This window comes from Geodermatophilus sp. SYSU D01045, assembly GCF_054050295.1.
Genome location: NZ_JBJGZB010000004.1, coordinates 16,191 through 42,313 on the forward strand (window position 1 = coordinate 16,191; position 26,123 = coordinate 42,313).

Consider the following 26,123-nt stretch of genomic DNA (forward strand, 5'->3'; position numbering starts at 1 on the left):
GTCCCGGGCGGGAGCGCCCGGTCGTCGGAGCCGTGGTCGTCGGAGCCGTCGTCGGCGCCGTGCCCGCCGCCGGAGTCGCCGCCGCGGTCGTCGCCCGGCGGGTCGTCGGAACCGTGTCCCCCCGGTGCACGTCACCTGCGCCGACGGCGGCGGTCAACCAGCTCGCCGGCCGGATCGAGGAGCTGCTGGTCGCCGAGCGGGAGTCCGTCGCCGACCTCGCCCACCGGCTGCGCACGCCGCTGACCGCGCTGCAGCTGGACGCCGAGGCGCTGCCGCCGGCGGGGCGCGACCGCGTCCTCGACGGGGTCGACGCGGTCGGCCGCGCGGTCGACGACGTGATCCGCGAGGCCCGCCGGCCCCGGGTGCCCGCCGAGGACCTCGCCGCCGCGCTCGACGCCCTGATCGGCAACGTCTTCGCCCACACCCCCGACGGCACGGGGCTCGTGCTCGGCGTCCGGCCGCGCGCGGGCGGCGCCGCCCGGGTGACCGTGCGCGACGACGGCCCGGGGCTGCCCGAGGCGGCGGTGGACCGGGCTCGGGCTGGACATCGCCCGGCGCACCGCCGAGGCCTCCGGCGGCGGGTTACGGCTGGCGTCGTCCCGCCGCGGCACGGAGGTGGTCCTCGAGCTCGGGGCCCCTAGCGGTGCACCCGGCCGCGCAGCACGGTGAGCTGCGGCCGGGTCAGGACGCCGAGGTCGGCGCGCGGGTCGCCGTCGTAGACGGTGAGGTCGGCCGGCGCGCCCTCCTCGATGCCGGGCAGGCCCAGCCAGGTGCGCGCGGACCACGACGCCGCGGCCAGCGCGGCCTCGGCGGGCAGGCCGGCATCGCACAGCGCGCGGACCTCGTCGGCGATCCGGCCGTGCTCGATGCCGCCGCCGGCGTCGGTGCCGGCGAACACGGGCACGCCGGCCTCGAACGCCGCCCGCACCACCGCACCCGAGGACGCGTACAGCCGCCGCATCGTGCTCGCGTACGCCGGGAACCTCGCCTCCCCCGCGGCGGCGAAGCCGGGGAAGTTCTCCACGTTGACCAGCGTCGGGACGACGGCGGTGCCGCGCGCGGCCATCTCGCCGACCAGGTCCTCGGTGAGCCCGGTGCCGTGCTCGATGCAGTCGATGCCGGCGCGGACCAGGTCGGGCAGCGCGTCGGTGCCGAAGGTGTGCGCGGTGACCCGCGCGCCCTCCTCGTGCGCCGCCGCGATCGCCTCGGCCACGACGTCGGCCGGCCACTCGGGCGCGAGGTCCCCCACCGACCGGTCGATCCAGTCGCCGACCAGCTTCACCCAGCCGTCGCCGCGCCGGGCCTGCACCCGCACCTGCTCGACCAGCCCGGCGGGCTCCAGCTCGACCGCCAGCCCCGGGATGTAGCGCCGGGTCGCGGCCAGGTGCCGGCCGGCGCGGACGATCGTCGGCAGGTCGGGCTCGTCGTCCAGCGCCCGGGTGTCCACCGGCGAGCCGCAGTCGCGCAGCGCCAGCACCCCGGCGGCCCGCTCGGCCAGCGCCTGCTCGCGCAGCCCGGCGAGGTCCTCGACGGGCACCCCGCCCCGGCCGATGCCGACGTGGCAGTGCGCGTCGACCAGGCCCGGCAGCAGCCAGCCGCCGCGGGAGACGGTCTCGGCGCCCGGGACCCGCTCGAAGGTGACCCGGCCGTCGCGGATCCACAGGTCGCGGTGCTCGCCCTCGGGGAGGACGACCCCGGACAGGTGCAGGGCGGGGGCGGTCACCGCCCGGGCCGCTCGTCCCCGAACTTGCTGAAGTCGAGCTTGCTCAGGTCCGGCAGCGCCTGGCCCGGCGGCAGCGAGGGCATGCCGCCCGGCAGCCCGCCCGGGAAGCCGGCGCCCGGGGGCAGGCCCGGGGCGCCCATCGGCCGGCGGGCCGGGGCCTTGCCGCCGCCAGCCTTCTTGCCGCTGCCCTTCTTGCCCTTGCCCTTCTTCGAGGACTGGGCCTGCATCTGCCGGCCGCGGGCCTTCTTCGACATCGGGCCCATGCCCGGCAGGCCCATGCTGCCGGCCATCTGGCCCATCATCTTCTGGGCCTGCGCGAAGCGCTCCAGCAGCTGGTTGACCTCGGTGACGGTCACCCCCGAGCCGTTGGCGATGCGCACCCGCCGCGACGCGTTGATGATCTTCGAGTCGACCCGCTCCTGCGGGGTCATCGAGCGGATGATCGCCGCGGTGCGGTCCAGGTCGCGGTCGTCGACCTGCTTGAGCTGCTCCTTCATCGCGCCCGCGCCGGGCAGCATGCCGAGCAGGTTGGCGATCGGGCCCATCTTGCGGATGGCCATCATCTGCTCGAGGAAGTCCTCGAGGGTGAACCCCTCGCGGCTGACGAGCTTGCCGGCCATCTTCTCGGCCTGCTCGGCGTCGAAGGCCTGCTCGGCCTGCTCGATGAGGGTGAGCACGTCGCCCATGCCGAGGATGCGCGAGGCCATCCGCTCGGGGTGGAAGACGTCGAAGTCGGTGAGCTTCTCTCCGGTGGAGGCGAACATGATCGGCTGCCCGGTCACGTAGCGGACCGAGAGCGCGGCACCACCGCGGGCGTCGCCGTCGAGCTTGGTGAGCACCACGCCGGAGAAGCCGACGCCGTCGCGGAAGGCCTCGGCCGTGGTGACGGCGTCCTGGCCGATCATCGCGTCGACGACGAACAGCGTCTCGTCGGGCTGGACGGCGTCGCGGATGCCGGCGGCCTGCGCCATCAGCTCGGCGTCGATGCCCAGCCGGCCGGCGGTGTCGACGACGACGACGTCGTGCATGGTGCGGCGGGCGTGCTCGATCGAGTCGGCGGCCACCCGGATGGGGTCGCCGACGCCGTTGCCCGGCTCCGGCGCGTAGACGTCGACGCCGGCCTGCTGCGCCACGATCGAGAGCTGGTTGACCGCGTTGGGCCGCTGCAGGTCGGCGGCGACCAGCAACGGGGCGTGGCCCTGGGACTTCAGCCAGCGGCCGAGCTTGCCGGCCAGCGTGGTCTTACCGGAGCCCTGCAGACCGGCGAGCATGATCACCGTGGGCGAGGTCTTGGCGTAGCGCAGCCGCCGGGTCTCGCCGCCGAGGATCTCGATGAGCTCCTCGTTGACGATCTTGATGACCTGCTGCGCCGGGTTGAGCGCCTGCGACACCGCGGCGCCGCGCGCCCGCTCCTTGATCGCGGCGATGAAGGCGCGCACCACCGGCAGCGCGACGTCGGCCTCGAGCAGCGCGATGCGGATCTCGCGCGCGGTGGCGTCGATGTCGGCGTCGGTCAGCCGGCCCTTGCCCCGCAGGCCGGTGAAGACCTTGTCGAGGCGGTCGGAGAGAGTCTCGAACACAGCACGTCCTCGTCGGGTGTCGCGGGCACGGCCCGCCGGTCAGACCGACCGGCGACACGGCACGGACCCGGCCGGGTCCTCGCGCCTCCTGTCCCCAGCGTATCGACCGCAGCGCGCCGACCGGTCCGGCCGCGACCGGTGCCGCCCGTCAGCCCCGGGAGGAGGCGGCGTCCCCGAGCACCAGGGCGAGGAACTCCCCCGTGCGGACGTGCTCCTCGAGGGGGTGGCGGAAGTGCCCCTCGGTGGACACGGTGTAGCGGTTGCGCCGGCCCACCCGCTCGCGGACGACGTAGCCCGCCTGCTCGAGGTCGGCCACGATCATCTGCACCGCACGCTCGGTGATCCCGACGCGTTCGGCCACGTCGCGGACGCGGGCCTCGGGATCGGCCGCCAGGCTCACCAGGACGTGGCCGTGGTTGGACAGGAAGGTCCACCCGAGCGAGGAGACGGCCACGGGCAGCACCGTACGCGGGCCCCGCTCCGCACGCGCAGCCTTGTACCCGAAGTGAATTGCACGTATTGTGGTTCGTGCGAGGGGAGTACCCGACCGCATCCGCGAAGCCGCCGCCCGTCAGTCCCGGCTCCCGCCCGGGCGCGGCCGGTCCTCCGGGACCGGGGGAGACCTCGCCCGACCGTGGGAGTCCCCGTGACCACGCTCGACCTCGCCCCGCCGACCACCCCCGCGCGGCCGGACGTCCCGGCGCCCGCCGCAGCCCGTCCCCTCGGGCCGCCCAGGGGCGGCCCGTCCCGGCTGCTGGCCGTCGTCACCGGCCGCGAGCGCGCGTCGGAGGTCCTCGACGAGGCCCACCGCACCGCCCGGGAGACCGGGCTGGAGGTGCACACCGCCCTGCTCCTCCCCCGCGTGCCCGTCCCGCGGGTGCCCGTCGCCCTCGACGCCGCGCTCGTGGCCCGGCTGGTGGAGGAGGCCGACCGGGAGGAGACCGAGCTGGTCACCCTGGTGGTCCAGCGCGCGGCCGCCGCCGGCGTCCCGGTGCGCATCGGCGTCCACCGGTTGTCCGGACTGCACGGCCCCCGCCGCGAGCGGGTCCTCGACCGCACCGTCGCCCGCCTGGCCCGGCGGCTGGACGCCGTGCCGCTGGGCTGGCCGGCGCCGTGACGGCCACCCGGGCCCGGATCGAGTGGCCCTCCCCCGAGCAGGTGCTCCTGCTGCAGTCGGTCCGCGCCGACCGGTGCGTGTCCCTGCTGGCGGCGACGACCCCGGCGCCCCGCATGACCGACGACGACGCCGCCCGCCTGCAGCGCCTGGCCGCCGAGGCCGCGGACCGGCTGGCCCGCGACGGCGCACCCCCGTCCCTGGCCGACGCGGTGGCCGGGGCGGTGGCCGGCGCGCGGCGCGGTCCCACCGGGGCGGGGATCGCGGTCTACGTGAACGGCGTGGTGCAGGAGGTGGTGCGCCTGCCGGTGCCCGTCTCCGACCGCGTCGTCGTGGACCCGACCTTCGCCACCCGGGACCTGGTCCGCGCCCTGCACCGCACGCCGCGACACGTCGTCCTGCTGCTGTCGGGCCGGGAGGCGCGGCTGCTCGAGGGCGTCGCCGGCGAGCTGCGGCCACCGCCGCGGTCGGCGTTCCCGCTCACGGCGCGGGACGAGGACGCCGACGCCTTCCTGCGCCGGGTCGACCGGGCGCTGGGTACCCACCTGCGGCTGCACCCCGCCCCGCTGGTCCTCGTGGGCAACGACCGCGCGACGGCCCGCTTCCGCCGCCTGTCGCGCAACACCGCCCGGCTGGCCGGGACGGTGCCCGCCGACCTGACCCGCGCGCCCCTGCCGGTGCTCGTGCCGCGGATCCGCGAGGTGCTCGAGCAGTACCTGCTGTCCCGTCAGGGCGAGGCGCTGGCCCACCTGGAGCGGCGGCGCTCCCGGCACGCGGTGGTCGAGGGCATCGACGCGGCCTGGCTGGCCGCCCGGCGGGAGCGGCCGGAGATGCTCGCCGTCGAGGAGGGCTTCGCCCACCCGGCCCGCCTGAGCCCGGACGGCGACTTCCTCCTCCCCGCCGACGACGTCGAGCACCCCGACGTGGTCGACGACGTGGTGGACGAGCTGATCGAGCTGGTCCTGCTCCGCGGCGGGTGGATCGCGTTCGTGACCGACGGCGCCCTGTCCGCCTCCGGCCGGGTGGCGCTGACCCTCCGGTGACCCGGAGGCCGCGGAGGTCCTCCCTCAGGCCGCGCGGCGCACCGCCGCCACGACGACGACCTCGGCCCCGCCGGCCAGGAGCGCACCGCCGCAGCCGGTGCAGATCCACTCCGGGCACTCGCCGCCGTCGTCGGTGTGCCCGTCGGCGCACGGCGGCTGCTCGAACACGCGGTCCTCCCCGCAGTCCCGGCACGGCCAGGTCGGCAGGGCTGCGGTCTGCTGGACGGTCACGCGGATCCCCCTCGGCGTCGGATGCGGGACCGGTCCGTCCCGCCTCGTCCCGACGGTCGCACGGGCCACCGACAGTTCCCGGCCGCCTCAGCCCGGCGTGTCGCCTCCGGTGCGCGCCGGGTCGGGGACGGCGCCGCGCGCCGCGGCCACCAGCGCGGCCTCCACCCGGGCCCGCTGCCCGGCGTCGATCGGGCAGCCGGTGGGGGTGCACACGTAGAAGTAGTCGGCGGCGTCGGCCCCGAGGGTCTCGATCCGCGCGGAGGTGACGTCGAGGCCCTCGGCGGCGAGCGCGGCGGTGAGCCGGTACAGCAGGCCGGCCCGGTCGCCGGCGCGCACCTCGACGATGCTGGTCGCCTCCCCGCTGACCTCCGAGTCGTGCCAGGAGATCCGCGGCGGCGCGGACCGGGCGGCGTCCTGCCGGTAGTCGGCCTCGCGCTGGCGCAGCCGGTCGGCCAGCGGCAGCGTCCCCTCCAGGGCGGCGCGGACGGCGTCGGCGAGGATCGTCGGCTGCGGTGCGCGGCCGAACCGCGGGCGGACGGCGAACACGGCGGTGGCCCGGCCCCCCACGACGTTCACCTTGGCCGCGCGGACGTCGAGCTGGTTGAGCGCGAGCACCCCCGCGAGCCGGCTGAACAGGCCGTGCGCGTCGGGCGCCCCGATGGTCACCTGCTGGCCGTCGGCGACGTCCTCGACGCCCACGGTGACCGCACCGTCGCCGCCGGCCTGGGTGACCGTCGGCTCGGTGGGGTGCAGCACCGGGTCGGGCCCGTCGACGACGGTGCCGCCGAGGTGCGCCTGCACGCGGGCCACCAGGTGGGCGACCAGGTGCGCCTTCCACGGCGACCACGCCGAGGTGCTGGTGGCCGCGCCGTCGGCCTGCGCCAGCGCGTGCAGCAGCTGCAGCACCTGGGCGTCCCGGCCGATGGTGTCGGCGACCCGCTCGATGGTGGCCGGGTCGTCGATGTCGCGGCGGGTGGCGGTGTCGGGCAGCAGCAGGTGGTGGCGGACCAGCGTGCCCACGGTGGCGACGTCGGCCGGCGCGAAGCCCATGCGCTCGGCGACGCCGGCGGCGATCGGCTCCCCGACGACGCTGTGGTCGCCGGGCCAGCCCTTGCCGAGGTCGTGCAGCAGCGCCGCGACCAGCAGCAGGTCGGGCCGGTCGACGTCGTGGGTGAGCTCGGCGGCGGCCGCGGCGGCCTCGACCAGGTGCCGGTCGACGGTGAACCGGTGCCACGGGTGGCGCTGCGGCAGCGACCGCACCCGGGCCCACTCCGGCAGCAGGCGCGCCAGCAGGCCCTCCTGGTCCAGCTGCTCGAGGACCGGCACCGCCGAGCGGCCGCTGGCCAGCAGCCGCAGGAACGACCAGCGCACCTCGGCCGGCCACGGCTCGGGCACCGGCGGCGAGTGCACCGCGAGCACCTTGAGCGTGTAGGGCGACAGCAGCAGGTCGGCGCGGGCGGCGGCCGCGGCGCCGCGCAGCACGAGGCCGGGGTCGGCCGCCGGGCGCGCGTCGCGGGCGAGCACCACCTCGTCGCCCTGGCGCACCACGCCCTCGGCCAGCGGTTCGCGGCGCACCCGGCGGTAGCGGGCGCGCGGCCGCCGGACCAGCGCGGCCTCGACGCGCCGCCAGGTGTCGTCGGCGACGAAGGCCAGCCGGCGCCCGGCCAGGCTCACCTCGCGCAGCAGCACGTCCTCGTCGGCGAGGCCGAGCGCCGCGGCGACCGGGCGCTGCTCCTGGCGCACGAGCACGTCGTTGGGCCGGCCGGTGCGGCGGCGCAGCTCGTCGCGGACGTCGAGCAGGAAGGAGTAGGCCGCCTCGGCCTCGGCGGAGGGCTCGTCGCCGAGCTGGGCGGCGGCGACGGCGCGCAGCACCTGGCCCTCGCGCAGGCCGCCGTAGGCCTCCTTGAGGTCGGGCTCGAGGAGGAAGGCCAGCTCGCCGACCTGGCGGGCGCGGCCGCGGCGCAGGTCGCGCAGCTGCGGCAGCAGCCTCGACGCCGACTGCCGCCAGCTGGCCAGCGTGGCGGTGCGCAGCGACCCGGCGAGGGCGGCGTCGCCGGCGACCAGCCGCGCGTCGAGCAGCCCGAGGCCGGCCTTCACGTCGGTGGAGGCCACCGACACGGCCTCGGGCACCGAGCGCACCGAGTGGTCCAGCCGGACGCCGGCGTCCCAGATCGGGTACCAGACGGCGTCGGCGAGGGCGGCGACCTCCGGCCGGCCGTCGTGGACCAGCACGAGGTCCAGGTCGCCGTGCGGGGGCGGCTCGCGGCGGCCGAGGCTGCCCACGGCGACGAGCGCGACGCCGTCGGTGCCGGTCAGCGGCGGGGGCCCGCCGCGGCCCTGCCGCGGCGGCGGCGTGCCGGCCACGGCGTCGGCCAGCAGGCCGCCCAGCCAGGCGTCGAGCACCCGCACCCGCTCGGCGCGCGGCAGGTCGGGCAGCCCCTTCAGGTCCGGCACGGTCCCCCCTGGTCGGTTCGGTCCACGGGCTGGAACGGCGTCGGCCGGGGCGGTGGGTCCTCCCACCACCCCGGCCGATGCCCGGTCTCCGGGTCAGGGACCCGGCTAGAGCGCGTCCTCGCCGCGCTCACCGGTCCGGACCCGCACGATCTCGTCGATCGTCGTGACCCAGACCTTGCCGTCGCCGATCTGGCCGGTGGAGGCCGACTCGACGACGGCGTCCACCACGCGGGCGGCCTCGATCTCGCCGACGACGACCTCGATGCGCACCTTCGGGACGAAGTCCACCTGGTACTCGGCGCCGCGGTAGACCTCGGTGTGGCCGCGCTGGCGGCCGAAGCCCTGGACCTCGCTGACGGTGAGCCCGGTGATCCCGATCAGCTCGAGGGCGTTCTTCACGTCGTCGAGCTTGAACGGCTTGATGATGGCGGTGACGAGCTTCATGCCCGGACCCCTTCCGTGGTCTTCGGGGTGGTGGCCTGGTGGAGGGCGGACCCGCTGCCGCCCCCGAGGCTGGTGAAGTCGTACCCGGACTCGGCGTGGACGACGGTGTCGATCCCGGCGACCTCGTCCTCCTCGCTGATCCGGAAGCCCATGACGGCCTTGACGACCGTGGCGATCACGAGCGTCAGCACGAAGGAGAACACGAGCACCGCGACGGCACCGACGGCCTGCCGCCAGAGCTGGTCGACACCGCCACCGTAGAAGAGCCCGTCGACCCCGGCCGGGGCGCCGGCGGTGGCGAGGAACCCGACGGCGAGGGTGCCCCAGAGGCCGCCGACCAGGTGCACGCCGACGACGTCGAGCGAGTCGTCGTAGCCGAGGCGGTACTTCAGCCCGACGGCGAGGGCGCACAGCGCACCGGCGATGACGCCCACCACGAGGCTGCCGACCGGTGACAGCGACGAGCAGGCCGGGGTGATGGCGACCAGGCCGGCGACGGCACCGGAGGCCGCGCCCAGCGAGGTGGCGTGGCCGTCGCGGAGCTTCTCCGTGACCAGCCAGCCGAGGACGGCGGCGCCGGTGGCGGCGAGGGTGTTGACCCAGACGACGGCGGCGGTGTTGTTGGCCGCGAGCGCGGAGCCGGCGTTGAAGCCGAACCAGCCGAACCACAGCAGGCCGGCGCCGAGCATGACGAGCGGCAGGTTGTGCGGGCGCATCGCCTCGCGGCCGAAGCCGCGCCGCTTGCCGAGCACCAGGGCCAGCGCGAGCCCCGCCGCACCGGCGTTGATGTGCACCGCGGTGCCGCCGGCGAAGTCGATCGCCGCCAGGTCGTTGGCGATCCAGCCGCCGGTGTGGGTGACCACGCCGTCGTCGTCGGTGAGGGTGAAGTCGAAGACCCAGTGGGCGACCGGGAAGTAGACGACGGTGGCCCACAGGCCGGCGAAGACCATCCAGGAGCCGAACTTCGCCCGGTCGGCGATCGCGCCGGAGATCAGCGCGACGGTGATGATCGCGAAGACGGCCTGGAAGCCGACGAAGGCCATCGACGGCAGGCCGCCGGCCTCGCTCGTCGTGTCCTCCATGAGGCCCTTGAGCCCGAAGAACTCGCCCGGGTCGCCCAGCAGGCCGGCGCCGACGTCGTTCCCGAACGCGACGGAGTAGCCGTAGAGCACCCAGAGCACGGTGATGAGCGCCAGCGCGCCGAAGCTCATCATCATCATGTTGAGCACGCTCTTCGCGCGGACCATGCCGCCGTAGAAGAGCGCGAGGCCCGGCGTCATCAACAGCACGAGAGCCGCGCTGGTGAGGATCCAGGCGGTGTCGCCGGTGTTGACCACGGCAACCTCCTGAGGTGGGTCGTGGGCCGTCGGCCGCAACGAGGGAAACGGGCCCCGGCGGGCCGGGGACGGTCGGGGTCGCGGTCGCCCCCCTCCCTGGCGGCGACGCGGCGTTCACGGTGCCGGGGCGTTGTTTCCGGAGGCGTCGTCGCCGCGTTTCCGGACCGTGAACTCCGCGCCGCGTGTCCCGGGGTCGTGTGACGGCCGTGTTGCGGGCGCGCACCGGCGTGGCCGCGGCCACCCGCGGCCGCGGTCTGCGAGGCGTGTGCAGTTGCAAACCGTGTGCAATAAGGTCGGCCCGTCCGTCCGCCGCCCCCCGCTGGAGGAACCCGTGAGCGTGCCCGCCCGAGCCGTGCCCGCCCCGCTCGGTGCACCGCGATCGCCCGGCCGGGTCGGCGGGGGCTTCTCGCCCCGCGAGTGGCGGTCCATCGGCGGGATGGCGGCGTTCGTGCTGCTGCTGCACGTCGTCGGCTGGGGCGTCCTCGTCCTCGCCGTGGCGCCGCAGGAGTACCGGCTGGGCAGCACCGGCGTGCTCGGCGTCGGCGTGGGCCTGACCGCCTACATGCTCGGCGTCCGGCACGCCTTCGACGCCGACCACATCGCCTCGATCGACAACACCACCCGGAAGCTGGTCGAGGACGGCCGCCCGTCCGTGAGCACCGGCTTCTGGTTCTCCCTCGGCCACTCCTCGGTGGTCTTCGCGGCGAGCCTGCTGCTGGTGGCCGGGGTGCGCTCGGTGGCCGGGGTGGTCCAGGAGGACGACAACGCCGTCGGGCAGACGCTGGCGCTGGTCGGCACCCTCGTGGCCGGCAGCTTCCTGCTGCTCATCGGCCTGATGAACCTGGGCTCGGCCATGGGCATCGCCCGGGTGTTCCGCCGGATGCGCACCGGCGAGTACGACGAGGCCGAGCTCGAGCACCACCTGCACAACCGCGGCTTCCTCGCCCGGTTGCTGGGCCGCGTGACCCGCCGGGTCGACCGCGCCTGGCACCTCTACCCGGTCGGGCTGCTCATGGGCCTCGGCTTCGACACCGCCACCCAGGTCGCGCTGCTGGTGCTGGCCGCGGGCTCGGCGGCGTTCGTGCTGCCCTGGTACGCGATCCTCGTCCTGCCGGTCCTGTTCGCCGCCGGCATGAGCCTGTTCGACACCGCCGACGGCGTCCTGATGTCCCGCGCCTACGGCTGGGCGTTCCTCAAGCCGGTCCGCAAGGTCTTCTACAACCTGACCATCACGGTGCTGTCGGTGACCGTCGCCCTGGTGATCGGCACCCTCGTGCTGGTCGGCCTGCTGGTCGAGCGGCTGCACGTCGACGGCGGCCCGCTGGCCTGGCTGGCCTCCCTCGACCTGGAGTTCGTCGGGTTCGCGATCGTCGGGCTGTTCGTGGTGACCTGGGTGGTCGCCGCGGTGGTCTGGCGGTACGGCCGGATCGAGCAGCGCTGGTCGGAGCCGGCCGAGGCCCGCTAGTCCGCGGCGCCGACCAGGCCCTCCGCGAAGGCCTCCGGCTCGAACGGCGCGAGGTCGTCGGCGCCCTCCCCCAGGCCGATCAGCTTGACCGGGATGCCGAGCTCGCGCTGCACCGAGACGACGATCCCGCCCTTGGCGGTGCCGTCGAGCTTGGTGAGCACCACGCCGGTGACGTCGACGGCCTGGGTGAACACCCGCGCCTGCACGATGCCGTTCTGGCCGGTGGTGGCGTCGAGGACCAGCAGCGTCTCGGTGACCGGGCTCTGCTTCTCCACGACCCGCTTGATCTTGCCCAGCTCGTCCATGAGGCCGGACTTGGTGTGCAGCCGCCCGGCGGTGTCGACGACGACGGTGTCGACCTCGGCCTCCACGCCGGTGCGCACCGCCTCGAACGCCACCGACGCCGGGTCGGCGCCCTCCCGCCCGCGGACGGTGAGCACGCCCACCCGCTCGCCCCAGGTCTCGAGCTGGTCGGCGGCGGCGGCGCGGAAGGTGTCGGCGGCGCCGAGGACGACGCTCCTGCCGTCCCCGACGAGCACGCGGGCGATCTTGCCGACCGTCGTCGTCTTGCCGGCGCCGTTGACGCCGACGACGAGGAGCACGCCGGGCCGGCCCCCGTGCCGGTCGGTGGCCAGGCCGCGGTCGAGGTCGGGCCCGAGGACGGCGGTCAGCTCGCGGACGAGCAGCGCGCGCAGGTCGGCGGGGGTGGCGGTGGCCAGCACCATCGACTGGGTGCGCAGCCGCTCGACGATCTGGGTGGTCGCGGCGACGCCGACGTCGGCGGCCAGCAGGGTCTCCTCGACCTCCTCCCAGTCGTCCTCGGTGAGCCGCTCGCGGGCCAGCACGGTGAGCAGGCCGCGGCCGAGCGAGGACTGCGAGCGGGCCAGCCGGGACCGCAGCCGCACCAGCCGGCCGGCCGACGGCGGCGGCGTCTCGAAGACGACGCCCGGCTCCGCCTCGGCCGGCGGCAGCTCGACGGCGGGCGGCGGCTCGGGCGAGACGGTGTCGGGCTCGGCCGGCGCGAGGCCCTGACCGGAGGCGGTGGCCCCCGACGGGCGGTCCTCCCGCGGCGGCGCGGGCGGCGCCGTGGGCGGGCGCGGGCGGGTGAGCGTGGTGCCGGCGGCAGCGTCCTCGTCCAGCCGGGTGGTGCGGCGGCCGCGGCCCACCAGGAGACCCACCCCGGCGACCAGGGCCACGAGGACGATCGCGATCGCGATCAGCACGAACTCCATGCCGGTCAGTCTCCCAGCTCCCGCACGGCGGGCTCTGGGCGGAACCCGGGTCGGTGGGCGAGGCTGGCGGTCATGCCGCCGACCGACGGGGATCCCCCGGCCCTGCTGCTCGGCCCGCTGCTGCGGCACGTCGACCCGGTGTCGGCGACCGTGTGGGTCGAGACCGACCGCGCGTGCACCGTCGAGGTCCTGGGGCGCAGCGCGCGCACCTTCCGCGTGGGCGGGCACCACTACGCGCTCGTCGTCGTGGAGGGGCTGGCGCCGGGCAGCACCACGCCCTACGAGGTGCACCTCTCGGCCGACGGCACGGATGGCGTCCGGGTGTGGCCCGAGGAGGGCTCGCCGTTCCCGCCGAGCCGGATCCGCACGCCCGGGCGGCCCGGGCCCTTCCGGCTGGCCTTCGGCTCCTGCCGCTACGCCGCGCCGGGCACCGTCGACGTCGCCGAGGGCATCCCGCCCGACGCGCTGGACGCCTACGCCGAGCGGGTCGCGGCGCTGCCCGAGGACGAGTGGCCGGACGCGCTGGTGCTGCTCGGCGACCAGGTCTACGCCGACGAGCTCACCCCGGCCACCCGCACGTGGCTGGGCCTCCGCCGCGGCAGGGCGGTGGAGCGCGGCGCCCAGGTCCGCGACCTGGAGGAGTACACCCGGCTCTACGCCGAGTCCTGGAGCGACCCGCAGGTGCGCTGGCTGCTGGCCACCATCCCGTCGTCCATGGTCTTCGACGACCACGAGATGATCGACGACTGGAACACCTCGGCCGCCTGGCGGCGCCGGGTGACCGCCACCGACTGGTGGGACGACCGCATCGCCGGCGGCATGGTCAGCTACTGGGTCTACCAGCACCTGGGCAACCTCTCCCCCGCCGAGCTGGCGGCCAGCGGGACGTGGCAGGCCGTGTGCGCGCTGCCCGAGGGCGCCGACGCCGAGCCGGTGCTGCGCGAGATGGCCGAGGCCGCCGACCGGGACCCGCGGTCGGTGCGCTGGAGCTACGTGCGCCACTGGGGCGAGGCGCGGCTGCTGATGGTGGACAGCCGGGCCGGGCGGGTGCTCGAGGAGCGGTCCCGCCGGATGGTCGACGACGACGAGTTCGCCTGGATCGAGGAGCAGATGCGCGCCGCGGTCGCGGACGGCGTCGAGCACCTGCTGGTCGGCACGTCGCTGCCCTGGCTGCTCCCCCACGCGATCGACGCGATCGAGCGCTGGGACGAGGCGCTGGCGGTCCGGCACGAGGGGCGGCCGCTGGGCCGTCTGGCCGAGGCGCTGCGGCAGGCCGCCGACCTCGAGCACTGGGCCGCGTTCGGGCACTCCTTCGACCGGCTGGCCGCCGCGCTGCTGGCCGTGGCCCGCGGCGAGCTGGGCCGGGCGCCGGCGACGGCGGTGGTGCTCTCCGGCGACGTCCACCACGCCTACGCCGCCGAGGTGGTCTCCCCCGGCGGCCTGGCCGGGCGGGTGCACCAGCTCACCGTCTCGCCGCTGCACAACCAGGCGCCGCACCCGATCCGGGTCGGCTTCCGGATCGGCTGGAGCCGCTGGGCGCGGCGGCTGACCGGGGCGCTCGCGCGGGCCACCCGCGTCCGTCCCGCGTCGGTCGAGTGGACCAAGGCGGCCGGGCCGTTCTTCGGCAACCAGGTGGGCGAGCTGGTGCTCGAGGGCCGGCGGGCGCGGTTCGTGCTGCACGTGACCGACCACCGGCCCGACGGCGAGGAGTGCCTGCAGCAGGTGCTCGACCTGCCGCTGGCCGGTCCGGTGCCCGCTGCGGCCCCGGCGGCGGAGGTGACAGGCTGACGGGGTGACCGATCCCCGTGGTCAGAAGCCGGCCCCCGGGCCCGACCAGCCACCCATCCCCGTCCGGCTGGTCACCTTCAACACCCACCACGGCGTGGGCGACGACCGGCGGCACGACCTGCCGCGGCTGGCGAAGGTGCTCGCCGCCGCCGACGCCGACGTCGTCTGCCTGCAGGAGGTGGACCGGCACTTCGGCGAGCGCAGCGAGGACGTCGACCAGGCGCTGCTGCTGTCCCGGGCGCTGGACATGCAGCTGGCGTGGGGCCCGGCGATCGACGAGCCCCGCCCCGGGGACGCGCCGCGGCGTCAGTACGGCAACGCGCTGCTGTCCCGGCTGCCGATCCTGGTCAGCGACGTCCACCCGCTGCCGGGCAGCGGCGAGCCGCGCAGCGCGCTGCGCACCCTGGTGGAGCTCGACGGCGGCGCGCTGTGGGTGACCACCACCCACCTGACGACCCGGTCCGCGGCCGAGCGCGCCGAGCAGGTGGAGCTGCTGGCGACGCTGACCACCGAGCCCATGGCCACCGGCGTGCTGGTCGGCGACCTCAACGCCGCTCCCGACGCCCCCGAGCTCGCCGGCCTGCGCGAGCGGTTCACCGACGCCTGGGAGGTCGCCGGCGAGCGCGGGGACCAGGCACGGTGGCGGTTCTGGCAGCGCGACGAGGGCCTCACCCACCCCGCCCGCGCCCCGCACGCGCGCATCGACCAGGTGTGGGTGACCCCGGGCATCCAGGTCGCCGGGGCGCGCGTCCTCGACGGCGCCGGTGCCTCGGACCACCTGCCGCTCGTCGTCGACCTGCTGGTCCCCTCCGGCGTCTGAGCGGCAGGACCGGCCGTTCCTGCCGCCCGGGTCAGGCCGAGGCGGCGTCGGGCTCCCGCAGGCGCTGGCTGATCACGCCGGTGATGCCGTCGCCGCGCATGCTCACGCCGTAGAGGGCGTCGGCGATCTCCATCGTCCGCTTCTGGTGGGTGATGACGATCAGCTGCGACGTCGCCCGCAGCTGCTCGACGAGGGTGAGCAGCCGGCCGAGGTTGACGTCGTCGAGCGCGGCCTCGACCTCGTCGAGCACGTAGAACGGCGACGGCCGCGCGCGGAAGATCGACACCAGCAGCGCGACGGCGGTCAGCGAGCGCTCGCCGCCGGACAGCAGCGACAGCCGCTTGACCTTCTTGCCCGGCGGGCGGGCCTCGATCTCCACGCCCGTGGTGAGCATGTCGTCGGGGTCGGTGAGCACCAGCCGCCCCTGCCCGCCGGGGAACAGGGTGGCGAAGACGCCCTCGAACTCGCGGGCGACGTCGGCGAACGCGGACGCGAACACGTCGTGGATGCGCCCGTCGACCTCGCGGACGACGGTCAGCAGGTCCCGGCGGGTGGCCTTGAGGTCCTCGAGCTGGGTGGCGAGGAAGGTGTGCCGCTCCTCGAGCGCGGCGAACTCCTCCAGGGCCAGCGGGTTGACCTTGCCGAGGGTGGTGAGGTCCCGCTCGGCGCGGGCGGCCCGGCGCTCCTGGGTGGCGCGGTCGTAGGGCACGGCGGCGGGCTCGGGCTCCCCGGCGGCCTCGGCGTCGGCGACCTGCGCCGGGGTCGGCGGCACCGGCGCGGCCGGCCCGTACTCGGCGACCAGCGTGGGCAGGTCGACGCCGAACTCCTCGGCGGCCCGCTCCTCCAGCGCCTCGATGCGCAGCCGCTGCTCGGCGCGGGCGACCTCGTCGCGGTGCACCTCGTCGGTGAGCCGCTCCAGCTCGGCGGTCGCCGCGCGGACCCGGGTGCGGACCTCCAGCAGCTCGGCCTCGCGGGCGGTGCGCTGCCGGGCCAGCTCGTCGCGCTCGGCGGCGGCGCGGGTCAGCGAGCCGGCCAGCGCGGTGAGGGCCTCCTCGGCGCCGGCGCGCACCCGGGCGGCGACCTCCGCGCCGCGGCGGCGGGCCAGCCGGGCGGCCGCGGCGCGCTCGCGGGCGGCCCGCTCCTGCCGGGCCTGCCGGCGCAGCGCGTCGGCGCGCCCGGACAGCGCGCGGGCCCGCTCCTCCGCCGTCCGCACCGCCAGCCGGGCCTCGGTCTCGGCCTGCCGGGCCGCGGCCACCTCCAGGCGCAGCCGGTCGCGCTGCTCGGCCGACGGCTCCTCCTCGACCGGCGCGGCCTCGGCCTCGGCGAGCCGGGCCTCGAGCTCGGCGAGGCCGGCCTGCGACTCCCCCAGCGCGCGCTCGGCGCGGCGCCGGGCGGCGTCCGAGCGCTCGGCCTCGGCGGCGGCCGACCGGGCCGCGGCCCCGAGCTCGGCGAGGTGCGCGGCCAGCTGGGAGCGGCTGCGGTCGGCGGCCTGGCGGGCGGCCAGCGCGGTGTCGACGTCGGCCGAGCGGGCGCGGGCGGTCTCGCGGGCGGCGGCCAGCCGGTCGGCGAGGTCCGCGGCGCGGTCGCTGGCGGCGGCGAGCTCGCGCTCGGCCTCGTCGACCCGGGCGCGCACCTCCAGGCCCGAGGGCGCGTTCGTCGCGCCGCCGGTGGCGGAGTCGGCGCCCACGAGGTCGCCGTCGGCGGTGACCGCGCGCACCCGGGGGTGCGTGGCGACCAGCGCGCGGGCGGCGTCGAGGGTGGGGACGACGGCGACCCGCTCCAGCGCGCGGGCCAGCGCCGGGTGCAGCTCCGCGGGCGCCTCGACCAGGTCCAGCGCCCAGGACAGGCCCTCGGGCAGCGCCGGCCAGCCCTCCCGCGGCAGCGGCGGCGGGCCGCCGGTGACCAGCAGCCCGGCGCGGCCGGCGTCGGTGTCGCGCAGCTGCGCGAGCACGGCGGCCGCCTCGGCGACCCCGGTGACGACGACGGCCTCGGCCAGCCCGCCGAGCGCGGCGGCCAGCGGCACCTCCGCGCCGGGCGCCACGGTGATCCGGTCGGTGACCGGCCCGACGACGCCGGGCAGGCCCGAGGCGAGGACGGCGGCCGCGCCGTCGGCGGGGGCCAGGCCGAGGGCGAGCGCGTCGCGGCGGGCGGCCCAGGAGGCGCGGTCGCGCTCGGCGGCGCGTTCGGCGTCGGCGAGCTCGGTGACGGTGCGTGCGGCGGCGGTGTGCGCGGCGACCGCGTCGGTGTGCGCGGTGACCAGCGCGACGTCCTCGTCGTCGGCGTCGGCGGCGCCCGCCCGTCGCTCGGCCAGCCGCGCCTCGGCGGCCTCGGCCCGCGCGGCGGCCTCGGCGGCAGCCTGGGCCAGCCGCTCCACCTCGGCCTGCCCTGCGGCGGCGCGCGAGCGCCCGGCGGCCACCTTGCCCGACAGCCGGGCCAGGCCCTCGCGGCGGTCGGCGAGCGCGCGGGTGGCGGCCACCCAGGCGCGCTCCTCGGCGGCCAGCTCCTCCTCCAGCCCGGTGCGGGCGGCGACGGCGGTGGCCAGCCGGCCGCGCTCGGCCTCCAGCCCGGCGGCCAGCTCGGTCTCGGTCGCGGCGACCCGGTCGGCCTCGGCCTCCAGCTGCTCGGGGTCGCGGCCGCCGGTGGGGGCGGGCCCGGCGGCGGACAGGTGGCGGTGCCGTTCGGCGGCGAGCTGGGCGATGCCGCGGAACCGCTCGGTCAGCGCCGACAGCCGGTACCAGGTGTCCTGCGCGGCGCCCAGCCGCGGCGCGTCCGCGGCCAGCGCCGCCTCCAGCGCGCTCTCCCGCGTCGAGACCTCCCCCAGCTCGGCCTCGACGACGGCGCGCCGCTCGCGGGCCGCGGTCTCGTCGGCGACGTCCTTGGCCAGGGCGTCGCGCAGGCCCACCAGGTCGTCGGCGAGCAGCCGCAGGCGGGCGTCGCGCAGCTCGGCCTGCACCCCGGCGGCGCGGCGGGCGACCTCGGCCTGGCGGCCCAGCGGTTTGAGCTGACGGCGCAGCTCGGCGGTGAGGTCGGCCAGCCGGTCCAGGTTGGCCTGCATCGCGTCGAGCTTGCGGAGCGCCTTCTCCTTGCGCTTGCGGTGCTTGAGGACGCCGGCGGCCTCCTCGATGAACGCGCGCCGGTCCTCGGGGCGGCCGGACAGCACGGCGTCGAGCTGCCCCTGGCCGACGATGACGTGCATCTCGCGGCCGATGCCGGCGTCGCTGAGCAGCTCCTGGACGTCGAGGAGGCGGACCTTGTCGCCGTTGATCTCGTACTCGCTCTCGCCGGAGCGGTACATCCGGCGGGTGACCGAGACCTCGGTGTAGTCGATGGGCAGCGCGCCGTCGGCGTTGTCGATGGTGAGGGTCACCTCGGCCCGGCCCAGCGCCGGGCGGCCGGCGGTGCCGGCGAAGATGACGTCCTCCATCTTGCCGCCGCGCAGCGACTTGGCGCCCTGCTCGCCCAGGACCCAGGCGATGGCGTCGACGACGTTGGACTTGCCCGAGCCGTTGGGGCCGACGACGGCGGTGATGCCCGGCTCCAGCCGGAGCGTCGTCGGGGACGCGAAGGACTTGAAGCCCTTGAGCGTCAGGCTGGACAGGTGCACGGACTCGGCAGCCTAGTCCCCCCGGGGGGATGCGCCGGGGCGGACGAAGCGGGTGGTGCTGGTGGGGTGGAGAACGCGCTCAGGCCAGGGCCGGCTCGGCGTTGTCACCGGTCAGGCTCATCAGCTCGTGGGCGATGGCGACCTCCCGCTGGGCCCGCAGCTCGGTCAGCTCCTGCTCCAGGCGGCGCACCCTGGCACGCAGGACCGCGTTCTCCTCGAATACGCGGAGCTCCGCGGGGGACACGACGGAACCGAAGAGGGCCTTGGCCATGGCGGAAACGGCCTTTCCGACAGCGAGAGGGTGTGCCCGCCGCCCCGGGAGGTCGGTCGGCGCGGGCTCGGTGTCCCCAGGGTGACAGCCCCGGAGACGCAGGTCAACGTCCAGGCTGGAGACTCATCGTGTCGGGGGGATGTCGGCTTCGTCACGTGGTGGTGAAGCCACGCGCTCCCTGCACCACGCGGTCCTCCTGCACCGTCCCGGTCACCCGGCCAGGGGCGTTCGGGCCGCTCAGCGCGGCGGCGACGGCGCGGACGTCGTCGGCCGGTCCCTCCAGCTCGACCTCGACGCGCCCGTCGGGGAGGTTGCGCGCCGAGCCCGACAGCCCGGCCGCCTCGGCGAGGCCGCGGACGAACCAGCGGTAGCCGACGCCCTGCACGTGCCCGGAGACGAGCACGCGCACCCGCACGACCCCGCTCACGCCCGCCTCGCGCGCGGGCGTGGCTGGCACTGCGGGCAGCTGTAGCTGGACCGGTTCATGAAGGACTCCCGCACGATCGGCGTCCCGCACCGCGGGCAGGGCCGGTCGGCCTGGCCGTAGACGGCGAGGTGCCGGGAGAAGTAGCCGCTCTGCCCGTTGACGTCGACGTAGAGCGAGTCGAACGAGGTGCCGCCCTGCGCCAGGCTCTCGGTCAGCACGTCCCGCACGCCGTCGAGGAGGTCGGTGACCTGGGCGCGGGTGAGCCGGTCGGTGGGGCGGTTGCCGTGCAGCCGCGCCCGCCACAGCGCCTCGTCGGCGTAGATGTTGCCGACCCCGCCGATCAGCGTCTGGTCCAGCAGCGCGCGCTTGACCTCGGTGCGCCGGCGGCGCAGCGCGGCGCTGAAGCCGGCCTCGTCGAACGAGGCGTCCAGCGGGTCGATGGCGATGTGCGCCAGCCGCGTCGGGATGCTCTCCCCGTCGGCGTCCTCGACCGCCAGCCCGCCGAACGTGCGCTGGTCGACGAAGCGCAGCTCGCGGCCGCCGTCGGTGAAGGTGAACCGGGCGCGCAGGTGGGTCTCGTCGGGCTGGGAGCGCTTCTCCACCAGCAGCTGCCCGCTCATGCCGAGGTGGGCGACCATCGCCCGGCCGGCGGGCGTGCCGTCGGCCTCGGTCAGCGGCAGCCACAGGTACTTGCCGCGGCGGTGCGCGGCGCTGAAGGTGCGGCCGGTCAGCGCCTCGACGAAGTGCTCGGCGCCCTCGAGGTGCCGGCGGACCGCGCGCGGGTGGTGCACCTCGACGGCGGCCACGGTGCGCCCGGCGACCCAGCGCTCCAGGCCGCGCCGGACCACCTCGACCTCGGGCAGCTCGGGCACGGGTCAGTTCCCGGCGGCCGCGGGGGCGTCGGCGGAGACGGCGCGCCAGGCGGCCTCGGCGGCCTCCTGCTCGGCGGCCTTCTTGGTGCGGCCGGTGCCCTTGCCCCGGACGACGCCGGCCAGCGACACCGCGGCGGTGAAGGTCTTCGCGTGCGGCGGGCCCTCGTCGGTGACGTCGTAGACGGGGGCGCCCAGGCCGCGGGCGGCGCCGAGCTCCTGCAGGCTGGTCTTCCAGTCCAGGCCGGCGCCGCGGGTGGCGGACTCGACCAGCAGCGGGTCGAACAGCCGGTGCACGATCGCCGCCGCGGTGTCCAGGCCGCGGCCCAGGTGCACCGCGCCGATCAGCGCCTCGAGCGCGTCGGCGAGGATCGAGTCCTTCTCCCGGCCGCCGGTGGTCTCCTCGCCGCGACCGAGCAGCAGGTGCGGCCCCAGGCCGCCGTCGCCGAGCCGCCGGGCGACCCCGGCCAGCGAGGTCATGTTGACCACGGAGGCGCGCAGCTTGGCCAGCCGGCCCTCGGGCAGGTCCGGCTGGCTGCGGTAGAGCTCGTCGGTGACGACGAGGCCGAGCACCGCGTCGCCGAGGAACTCCAGCCGCTCGTTGGTGGGCAGGCCACCGTGCTCGTAGGCGTACGAGCGGTGGGTCAGCGCCAACGCCAGCAGGCCGCCGGGCAGCTCGACGCCGAGGGCGTCGAGCAGCCAGGCGGCCGCGGTGTCGGCGTGCGCGGGCCCCGCCGGCGAGCCGCCGTCGGGGACGACCGGCGGGCGGGCGGCGCTGCCCACGTCGTGCCGGGTCAGACCGAGAGGACCTGGCGGCCGGCGTGCTGGCCGCAGTTCGGGCAGGCCTGGTGCGGCGGCTTGAGCTGGCCGCAGGCGCGGTTCGGGCAGGGGGCGAGCGTGGGAGCGCTCGCCTTCCACTGCGACCGGCGGGCGCGGGTGTTGGCGCGGGACATCTTCCGCTTCGGGACGGCCACGGTCAGTTCTCCTCAGGGTCGCCCGGACGGTCGGTGACCGCTCCGGTGGTGAAACGGCCGGCGAGGCCGGCCCAGCGGGGGTCGACCAGCTCGTGCGAGTGGTCGTCCGGCAGGTCGTCGAGGCGCTGGCCGCAGCCGGAGCACAGGCCGGCGCAGTCCTCGGTGCAGGTGGGCGAGAGCGGCAGGGCGAGGACGACGGCGTCGCGGACCATCGGCTGCAGGTCGATGCGCTCGCCCTCGACGAGGCGGACCTCGTCCTCCTCGCTGGTGGCCTCGGTCGTGCTGCCCGGGTAGGCGAACAGCTCCTGGACGTCGAGGTCGTAGGTGTCCTCGACCGGTTCCAGGCACCGGGCGCACTGGCCCTCGACCGGGACCTCGACGTCGCCGGAGACCAGCACGCCCTCCATCACCGACTCCAGCCGCAGCCGCAGGTGGACCGGCGCGCCCCCGGGGACGCCGATCATCTCCAGCCGCCAGCCCTCGGGGGCCGGGATGGTGCGGTCGAGCTCCTGCATCGAGCCCGGGCGGCGGCCGAGCTCGCGCAGTTCCACGGCCCAGGGGTCGGCAGCGGGGCGCCGGGCGTCGGGGGACGCGGCGCCGGGGCGGCGGTCGGCAGGTGCGGCAGGCATGTCGGTACTCGCGGTCGTCAGGTGGGAGGGGATCCGGCCGGGCACGGACACCGGTGGTCGGACCAGCAACCGAGACTACCCGATCCTGCGCCGACGCCGTCCGGCCGCCGGGACGTCCCCCGGCCTACGCTTCGCGCAGCGTCTCGCGGGCCTTCTCCACCGAGCGCAGCATCCGCTCGAGGGTGGTGCCGAAGTCGGCCAGCCGGGTGTCGACGTACTCGTCGACCTCGGCGCGCATCCGGTTGACCTCGGCGACGGTCTGCGCGCCGAGCTCGTCGGAGCGGGCGACCGCGCCGCGGTAGACCTCGGTCTCGGTGACCAGCCGCTCGTGCTCGGCCTGCGCGGCGGCGAGCACCTCGGCGTGCTGCGCCTGCGCGTCGGCGAGCACCGCCTCGTGGTGGGCCTGCGCCTCGGCGACCAGCCGGTCGGCCTCCGCCTCCGCCTGGGCGAGCAGGTCCTCGGCCTCGGCCTGGGCGCGGGCCAGCAGCTCGTCGCGCTGCCGCCGGGCGGTGCCGAGGACCTCCTCGCGCTGCCGGCGGGCGGCGGCGACCAGCCGGTCGGCCTCCTCGCGGGTGCGGCCGGTCAGCTGCTCGGCCTCGGCCTGCGCCTGCTCGAGGATCTCGGTGCGCTGCTCGACGATCGCGCCGGCCGCGTGCACCTCCTCGGGCAGGTTCTCCCGCAGGTCGTCGAGCAGGTCGAGCAGGTGGTCGCGCGGCACCATGCAGGAGCCGGACATGGGCACGCTGCGCGCGTTCTCGATGACCCGGCTGAGCTCGTCGACGACCTCGTAGAGCCGGTAGACGACCTCGGTCACGGCTGCGCCCCGTCGTCGCGCTTGGCCAGCAGCCGCTCGAGGACCGCCTTGGGCACCAGCCGGGAGACGTCGCCGCCGAAGGTGGCGATCTGCTTGACCAGGCTGGAGGACAGGTGGCCGACCTGCGGCGCGGTGGGCACGAACAGCGTCTCGACGCCGGCCAGCTCGCGGTTCATCTGCGCCATCTGCAGCTCGTACTCGAAGTCGCCGACCGCCCGCAGGCCCTTGACCACCACCGGGATGTCGTGGCTGCGGCAGTAGTCGACGAGCAGGCCGCTGAAGCTGTCGACGACGACGTTGGGCAGGTCGGCGACCGCCTCGCGCAGCAGCTCCATGCGCTCGTCGACGGAGAACAGCCCGGCCTTGCCGGGGTTGACCAGGACGGCGACCACGAGCTCGTCGTACAGCGCGGCGGCCCGGGTGATGACGTCGACGTGGCCGTTGGTGACCGGGTCGAACGACCCGGGACAGACCGCTCGCCTCACGGGAGGCGACCGTACCGGAGCAACGCCTCCCCGTAGCGGCGGTCGCGGATCCCGGTGAGGGGTGTCGGCCACTCCCAGGGCTCCTCGCGGGAGGAGCGCTCGACGACGACCACCGCGTCCGGGGCGAGCCACTCCCCCGTCACCAGCGCACTCAGCACGCCGCGCACCTCCTCGGCGGGGACGGCGTAGGGCGGGTCCGCGAGCACGAGGTCGAAGCGGGCCGGCGGCGCGCCGCCGACGACGGTGGGCACCGACCCGGCGACCACCCGCGCCCCGGGCAGGCCGACGGCGGCGACGTTGGCGCGCAGCACCGGCAGCACCCGGGGGCCGTTCTCGACCAGCACCACCTGCGCCGCCCCGCGGGAGAGCGCCTCCAGCCCGAGCGCGCCGGAGCCGGCGTAGAGGTCGAGGACGGCGGCGCCGTCGAGGTCGAGCAGGGTGCCGAGGCTGTTGAACAGCCCCTCGCGGGCGCGGTCGCCCGTGGGGCGCACCCCGCTGGGCGGCACCCTGAGCCGCCGCCCCCCGGCCACCCCGGAGATCAGTCTGGTCACTGGCCCGTCCCGGACGTCGACGGCCCCTTGCAGGGTCCCGCCGCGAGCTCGCGAGTGGCGGGGGGCAGGGGGTCCTTCCTCATGCCTTCTCGAGGTATCCCGAGCGCTCGTCGGTGGCCAGCGCCGCCACCTCGGCGGCGAGGCCCGGGTGGTCGGCCAGCCCGCGCTCGGTGGCCAGCAGCGCGGTCGCCTCGGCGCGGGCGGTGGCGATGAGCTCCTCGTCCTCGAGCAGGGACAGCAGCTTGACGGTGGAGCGCCGCCCGGACTGCGCGGCGCCGAGGACGTCGCCCTCGCGGCGGGTCTCGAGGTCCACGCGGGCGAGCTCGAAGCCGTCGGAGGTGCCGGCGACCGCGGCCAGCCGCTGCCCGGTCGCCGTCGTCTCCCGGGCCTCGGTGACCAGCAGGCACAGGCCCCGGTGCTTGCCGCGGGCCACCCGGCCGCGCAGCTGGTGCAGCTGGCTGACGCCGAAGCGGTCGGCGTCCATGACGACCATGACGGTGGCGTTGGGCACGTCCACGCCGACCTCGACGACGGTGGTGGCGACGAGGACGTCGACCTCGCGGGCGGCGAAGGCCCGCATGGTCGCCTCCTTGGCCTCGGGCGTCATGCGGCCGTGCAGCACCGCCAGCCGCAGCCCGCCGAGCGGCCCCTCGCCGAGCGCCTCGGCGACGTCGAGGACCGCCAGCGGCGGGCGCCGGTCGCCGTCGCCGCCGCTCTCCTCCGGGGCGTCGGCCTCGTCGGGCTCGTCCTCGCTGCCGGCGTCCTCGTCGCCGATCCGCGGGCAGACGACGTAGGCCTGCCGCCCGGCGGCGACCTCCTCGCGCAGCCGCTCCCAGGCGCGGTCGAGCCACGCGGGCCGGTCACTGACGGGGACCACCGAGCTGGCCACGCCGCCGCGGCCGCTGGGCAGCTGCCGCAGCACGGAGGTCTCCAGGTCGCCGTAGACGGTCATCGCGACGGTGCGCGGGATCGGCGTGGCGGTCATGACCAGCACGTGCGGCGGCCGGTTGCCCTTGGCGCGCAGCGCGTCGCGCTGCTCCACGCCGAAGCGGTGCTGCTCGTCGACGACGACCAGGCCGAGGTCGGCGAACTCGACGCCCTCCTGCAGCAGCGCGTGGGTGCCGACGACGATCCCGGCGCTGCCGTCGGCCACCGCGGCGCGGGCGGCGCGGCGGGCGGCGGCCTTGAGCGAGCCGGTGAGCAGCACGACCCGCGTGCCCGCGGGGTCGCCGTCCAGCTCGCCGGCGCGGGCCAGCGGGCCGAGCATCGCCCCGATGCTGCGGGCGTGCTGCGCGGCGAGGACCTCGGTGGGCGCCAGCAGCGCGGCCTGCCCGCCGGCGTCGACGACCTGCGCCATGGCCCGCAGCGCGACGACGGTCTTGCCCGAGCCGACCTCGCCCTGCAGCAGCCGGTGCATCGGGTGGTCGCGGGCGAGCTCGGCGGCGAGCTCCTCCCCCACCTGCCGCTGCCCCTCGGTCAGCTCGAAGGGCAGCGCGGCGTCGACGGCGTCGAGCAGGCCGCCGCTCCGGCGCGGGCGGGCGGTGCCCGGCTCCAGGGCCGCAGCCCGCCGGCGGGCGCCGAGCACCAGCTGCAGGACCAGCGCCTCGTCCCACTTCAGGCGCTCCTCGGCGCGCTCGACGTCCTCGTCGCTGGTGGGGCGGTGCACGTCGAGCAGGGCGGCGGGGAGGCTCAGCAGCCCGTGGCGGCGGCGCAGGTCCTCCGGCAGCGGGTCCTCGACGAAGCCGAAGCCGCCGGAGGCGTCGAGCAGCAGCCGCACCGACTTCTGGATCACCCAGCTGGAGACGTCCTTGCTCGCCGGGTAGATCGGGATGAGCGCGCGGGCCCAGTCCTCGTCGTCGTCGCCGGTGATCAGGTGGAAGTCCGGGTGGGCGAACTGCTTGGCCCGGCGGTACTCGCCGACCGTGCCGGCGAACAGCCCCCAGGCGCCCTCCTCCAGCTTCCCGAACTTCCGGTTGAAGAAGACCAGTTGCATCTCGCCGGCGCCGTCGCCGACGGTGACCTCGGTGAGGGTGCCGGGCCGGTTGCGCATCCGCCGGCTGGTCACCCGCCGGACCTGCGCGAGCACGGTCACGCGGTCGCCGACCTGCAGGTCGTCGAGCCGGGTCATCTCGCCGCGGCGGGCGTAGCGGCGCGGGTAGTGGCGCAGCAGGTCGCGGACGGTGCGCAGCCCGAGCGACTCGGCCATCGCCTTGGCCGTCTTGGCGCCGAGCACGCGCGCGAGGTCGGTGTCGAGGGTCACCGCCATCG

Annotated in this window: 25 protein-coding genes; 6 read left to right on the forward strand and 19 right to left on the reverse strand. The window is 76.5% G+C overall.

All coding sequences use genetic code 11. The features are described from left to right. Positions 1-32: 32 nt before the first annotated feature. Positions 33-641: a histidine kinase dimerization/phospho-acceptor domain-containing protein gene (locus ACI798_RS04455; RefSeq protein ID WP_457047337.1), complete on the forward strand. Its 609-nt coding sequence runs from the start codon at positions 33-35 to the stop codon at positions 639-641. Here the strand turns inward: ACI798_RS04455 and ACI798_RS04460 are convergent. The 3 genes from ACI798_RS04460 to ACI798_RS04470 all read right to left on the reverse strand — a co-directional run bounded on the left by ACI798_RS04460 (position 638) and on the right by ACI798_RS04470 (position 3,757). Beyond that, entirely contained in the window at positions 638-1,723 is a 1,086-nt protein-coding gene (locus tag ACI798_RS04460) for an amidohydrolase family protein (RefSeq protein WP_456940141.1), read from the reverse strand. The genes ACI798_RS04455 and ACI798_RS04460 overlap by 4 nt on opposite strands. Then, complete coding sequence (gene ffh, locus ACI798_RS04465) at positions 1,720-3,303, reverse strand: signal recognition particle protein (protein WP_457047338.1); 1,584 nt, start codon at positions 3,301-3,303, stop codon at positions 1,720-1,722. Before ffh ends, ACI798_RS04460 begins: the two co-directional genes overlap by 4 nt. A gap of 148 nt (positions 3,304-3,451) precedes the next feature. Further along, positions 3,452-3,757, reverse strand: coding sequence for a helix-turn-helix transcriptional regulator (locus ACI798_RS04470; RefSeq protein ID WP_457047339.1), 306 nt, complete (start codon positions 3,755-3,757; stop codon positions 3,452-3,454). A 192-nt stretch (positions 3,758-3,949) separates the two neighbouring features. On the opposite strand from ACI798_RS04470, the gene ACI798_RS04475 reads away from it, so the two are divergent. Both ACI798_RS04475 and ACI798_RS04480 read left to right on the forward strand, forming a co-directional pair. Further along, on the forward strand, positions 3,950-4,420 hold the full coding sequence (locus ACI798_RS04475; protein WP_457047340.1) for a hypothetical protein: 471 nt from the start codon (positions 3,950-3,952) through the stop codon (positions 4,418-4,420). Next, a complete protein-coding gene (locus ACI798_RS04480; protein WP_456940145.1) occupies positions 4,417-5,460 on the forward strand; it encodes a baeRF3 domain-containing protein in 1,044 nt (347 codons plus the stop codon). Before ACI798_RS04475 ends, ACI798_RS04480 begins: the two co-directional genes overlap by 4 nt. A gap of 24 nt (positions 5,461-5,484) precedes the next feature. Here the strand turns inward: ACI798_RS04480 and ACI798_RS04485 are convergent, their stop codons facing one another. From ACI798_RS04485 to ACI798_RS04500, 4 genes are all read right to left on the reverse strand, one after another. Then, entirely contained in the window at positions 5,485-5,691 is a 207-nt protein-coding gene (locus ACI798_RS04485; protein WP_456940146.1) for a hypothetical protein, read from the reverse strand. Positions 5,692-5,778: 87 nt separating this feature from the next. After that, complete coding sequence (locus ACI798_RS04490) at positions 5,779-8,145, reverse strand: [protein-PII] uridylyltransferase (protein ID WP_457047341.1); 2,367 nt, start codon at positions 8,143-8,145, stop codon at positions 5,779-5,781. A gap of 105 nt (positions 8,146-8,250) precedes the next feature. After that, positions 8,251-8,589 (reverse strand): P-II family nitrogen regulator, encoded by a 339-nt coding sequence (locus ACI798_RS04495; protein ID WP_073421809.1) that lies wholly within the window; start codon positions 8,587-8,589, stop codon positions 8,251-8,253. Next, complete coding sequence (locus tag ACI798_RS04500; RefSeq protein ID WP_457047342.1) at positions 8,586-9,926, reverse strand: ammonium transporter; 1,341 nt, start codon at positions 9,924-9,926, stop codon at positions 8,586-8,588. Before ACI798_RS04500 ends, ACI798_RS04495 begins: the two co-directional genes overlap by 4 nt. Before the next feature lie 337 nt (positions 9,927-10,263). On the opposite strand from ACI798_RS04500, the gene nicT reads away from it, so the two are divergent. Continuing rightward, positions 10,264-11,391, forward strand: a complete 1,128-nt coding sequence (nicT, locus tag ACI798_RS04505; protein WP_457047343.1) for a Nickel transporter NicT — start codon at positions 10,264-10,266, stop codon at positions 11,389-11,391. Here the strand turns inward: nicT and ftsY are convergent. After that, positions 11,388-12,623, reverse strand: a complete 1,236-nt coding sequence (ftsY, locus tag ACI798_RS04510; RefSeq protein ID WP_456940150.1) for a signal recognition particle-docking protein FtsY — start codon at positions 12,621-12,623, stop codon at positions 11,388-11,390. The two genes, nicT and ftsY, sit on opposite strands and share 4 nt — an antisense overlap. A gap of 72 nt (positions 12,624-12,695) precedes the next feature. Here ftsY and ACI798_RS04515 point away from each other — a divergent pair, with 72 nt between their 5' ends. Continuing rightward, on the forward strand, positions 12,696-14,411 hold the full coding sequence (locus ACI798_RS04515) for an alkaline phosphatase D family protein (protein ID WP_457047344.1): 1,716 nt from the start codon (positions 12,696-12,698) through the stop codon (positions 14,409-14,411). 4 nt (positions 14,412-14,415) lie between these two features. Further along, complete coding sequence (locus tag ACI798_RS04520; protein WP_457047345.1) at positions 14,416-15,231, forward strand: endonuclease/exonuclease/phosphatase family protein; 816 nt, start codon at positions 14,416-14,418, stop codon at positions 15,229-15,231. 31 nt (positions 15,232-15,262) lie between these two features. On the opposite strand, the gene smc is transcribed toward ACI798_RS04520, so the two are convergent. The 11 genes from smc to recG all read right to left on the reverse strand — a co-directional run bounded on the left by smc (position 15,263) and on the right by recG (position 26,121). Beyond that, on the reverse strand, positions 15,263-18,835 hold the full coding sequence (gene smc, locus ACI798_RS04525; RefSeq protein WP_457047346.1) for a chromosome segregation protein SMC: 3,573 nt from the start codon (positions 18,833-18,835) through the stop codon (positions 15,263-15,265). Between the two features lie 79 nt (positions 18,836-18,914). Next, positions 18,915-19,106, reverse strand: a complete 192-nt coding sequence (locus ACI798_RS04530; RefSeq protein WP_456940154.1) for a hypothetical protein — start codon at positions 19,104-19,106, stop codon at positions 18,915-18,917. A 151-nt stretch (positions 19,107-19,257) separates the two neighbouring features. Continuing rightward, positions 19,258-19,533: an acylphosphatase gene (locus ACI798_RS04535; RefSeq protein WP_456940155.1), complete on the reverse strand. Its 276-nt coding sequence runs from the start codon at positions 19,531-19,533 to the stop codon at positions 19,258-19,260. Continuing rightward, entirely contained in the window at positions 19,530-20,405 is an 876-nt protein-coding gene (gene mutM / locus ACI798_RS04540; protein ID WP_456940156.1) for a bifunctional DNA-formamidopyrimidine glycosylase/DNA-(apurinic or apyrimidinic site) lyase, read from the reverse strand. Before mutM ends, ACI798_RS04535 begins: the two co-directional genes overlap by 4 nt. Positions 20,406-20,408: 3 nt before the next feature. Continuing rightward, positions 20,409-21,185, reverse strand: coding sequence for a ribonuclease III (rnc, locus tag ACI798_RS04545; RefSeq protein ID WP_457047347.1), 777 nt, complete (start codon positions 21,183-21,185; stop codon positions 20,409-20,411). A gap of 11 nt (positions 21,186-21,196) precedes the next feature. Then, on the reverse strand, positions 21,197-21,376 hold the full coding sequence (rpmF, locus tag ACI798_RS04550; RefSeq protein ID WP_089402499.1) for a 50S ribosomal protein L32: 180 nt from the start codon (positions 21,374-21,376) through the stop codon (positions 21,197-21,199). Positions 21,377-21,378: 2 nt separating this feature from the next. Beyond that, on the reverse strand, positions 21,379-22,005 hold the full coding sequence (locus ACI798_RS04555) for a YceD family protein (RefSeq protein WP_456940158.1): 627 nt from the start codon (positions 22,003-22,005) through the stop codon (positions 21,379-21,381). 124 nt (positions 22,006-22,129) lie between these two features. Continuing rightward, positions 22,130-22,819 (reverse strand): hypothetical protein, encoded by a 690-nt coding sequence (locus tag ACI798_RS04560; RefSeq protein ID WP_456940159.1) that lies wholly within the window; start codon positions 22,817-22,819, stop codon positions 22,130-22,132. Next, positions 22,816-23,304, reverse strand: coding sequence for a pantetheine-phosphate adenylyltransferase (gene coaD, locus ACI798_RS04565; RefSeq protein ID WP_456940160.1), 489 nt, complete (start codon positions 23,302-23,304; stop codon positions 22,816-22,818). Before coaD ends, ACI798_RS04560 begins: the two co-directional genes overlap by 4 nt. Further along, complete coding sequence (gene rsmD, locus ACI798_RS04570) at positions 23,301-23,855, reverse strand: 16S rRNA (guanine(966)-N(2))-methyltransferase RsmD (protein WP_457047348.1); 555 nt, start codon at positions 23,853-23,855, stop codon at positions 23,301-23,303. Before rsmD ends, coaD begins: the two co-directional genes overlap by 4 nt. 79 nt (positions 23,856-23,934) lie before the next feature. After that, positions 23,935-26,121, reverse strand: a complete 2,187-nt coding sequence (recG, locus tag ACI798_RS04575; RefSeq protein WP_457047349.1) for an ATP-dependent DNA helicase RecG — start codon at positions 26,119-26,121, stop codon at positions 23,935-23,937. Between the last annotated feature and the right edge of the window lie 2 nt (positions 26,122-26,123).

Coding starts and splice junctions, on each gene's coding strand:
- ACI798_RS04495 (WP_073421809.1), bottom strand. CDS start 8,589: ATGAAGCTCGTCACCGCCATCATCAAGCCGTTCAAGCTCGACGACGTG.
- ACI798_RS04515 (WP_457047344.1), top strand. CDS start 12,696: ATGCCGCCGACCGACGGGGATCCCCCGGCCCTGCTGCTCGGCCCGCTG.
- ACI798_RS04555 (WP_456940158.1), bottom strand. CDS start 22,005: ATGCCTGCCGCACCTGCCGACCGCCGCCCCGGCGCCGCGTCCCCCGAC.
- recG (WP_457047349.1), bottom strand. CDS start 26,121: ATGGCGGTGACCCTCGACACCGACCTCGCGCGCGTGCTCGGCGCCAAG.
- ftsY (WP_456940150.1), bottom strand. CDS start 12,623: ATGGAGTTCGTGCTGATCGCGATCGCGATCGTCCTCGTGGCCCTGGTC.
- ACI798_RS04530 (WP_456940154.1), bottom strand. CDS start 19,106: ATGGCCAAGGCCCTCTTCGGTTCCGTCGTGTCCCCCGCGGAGCTCCGC.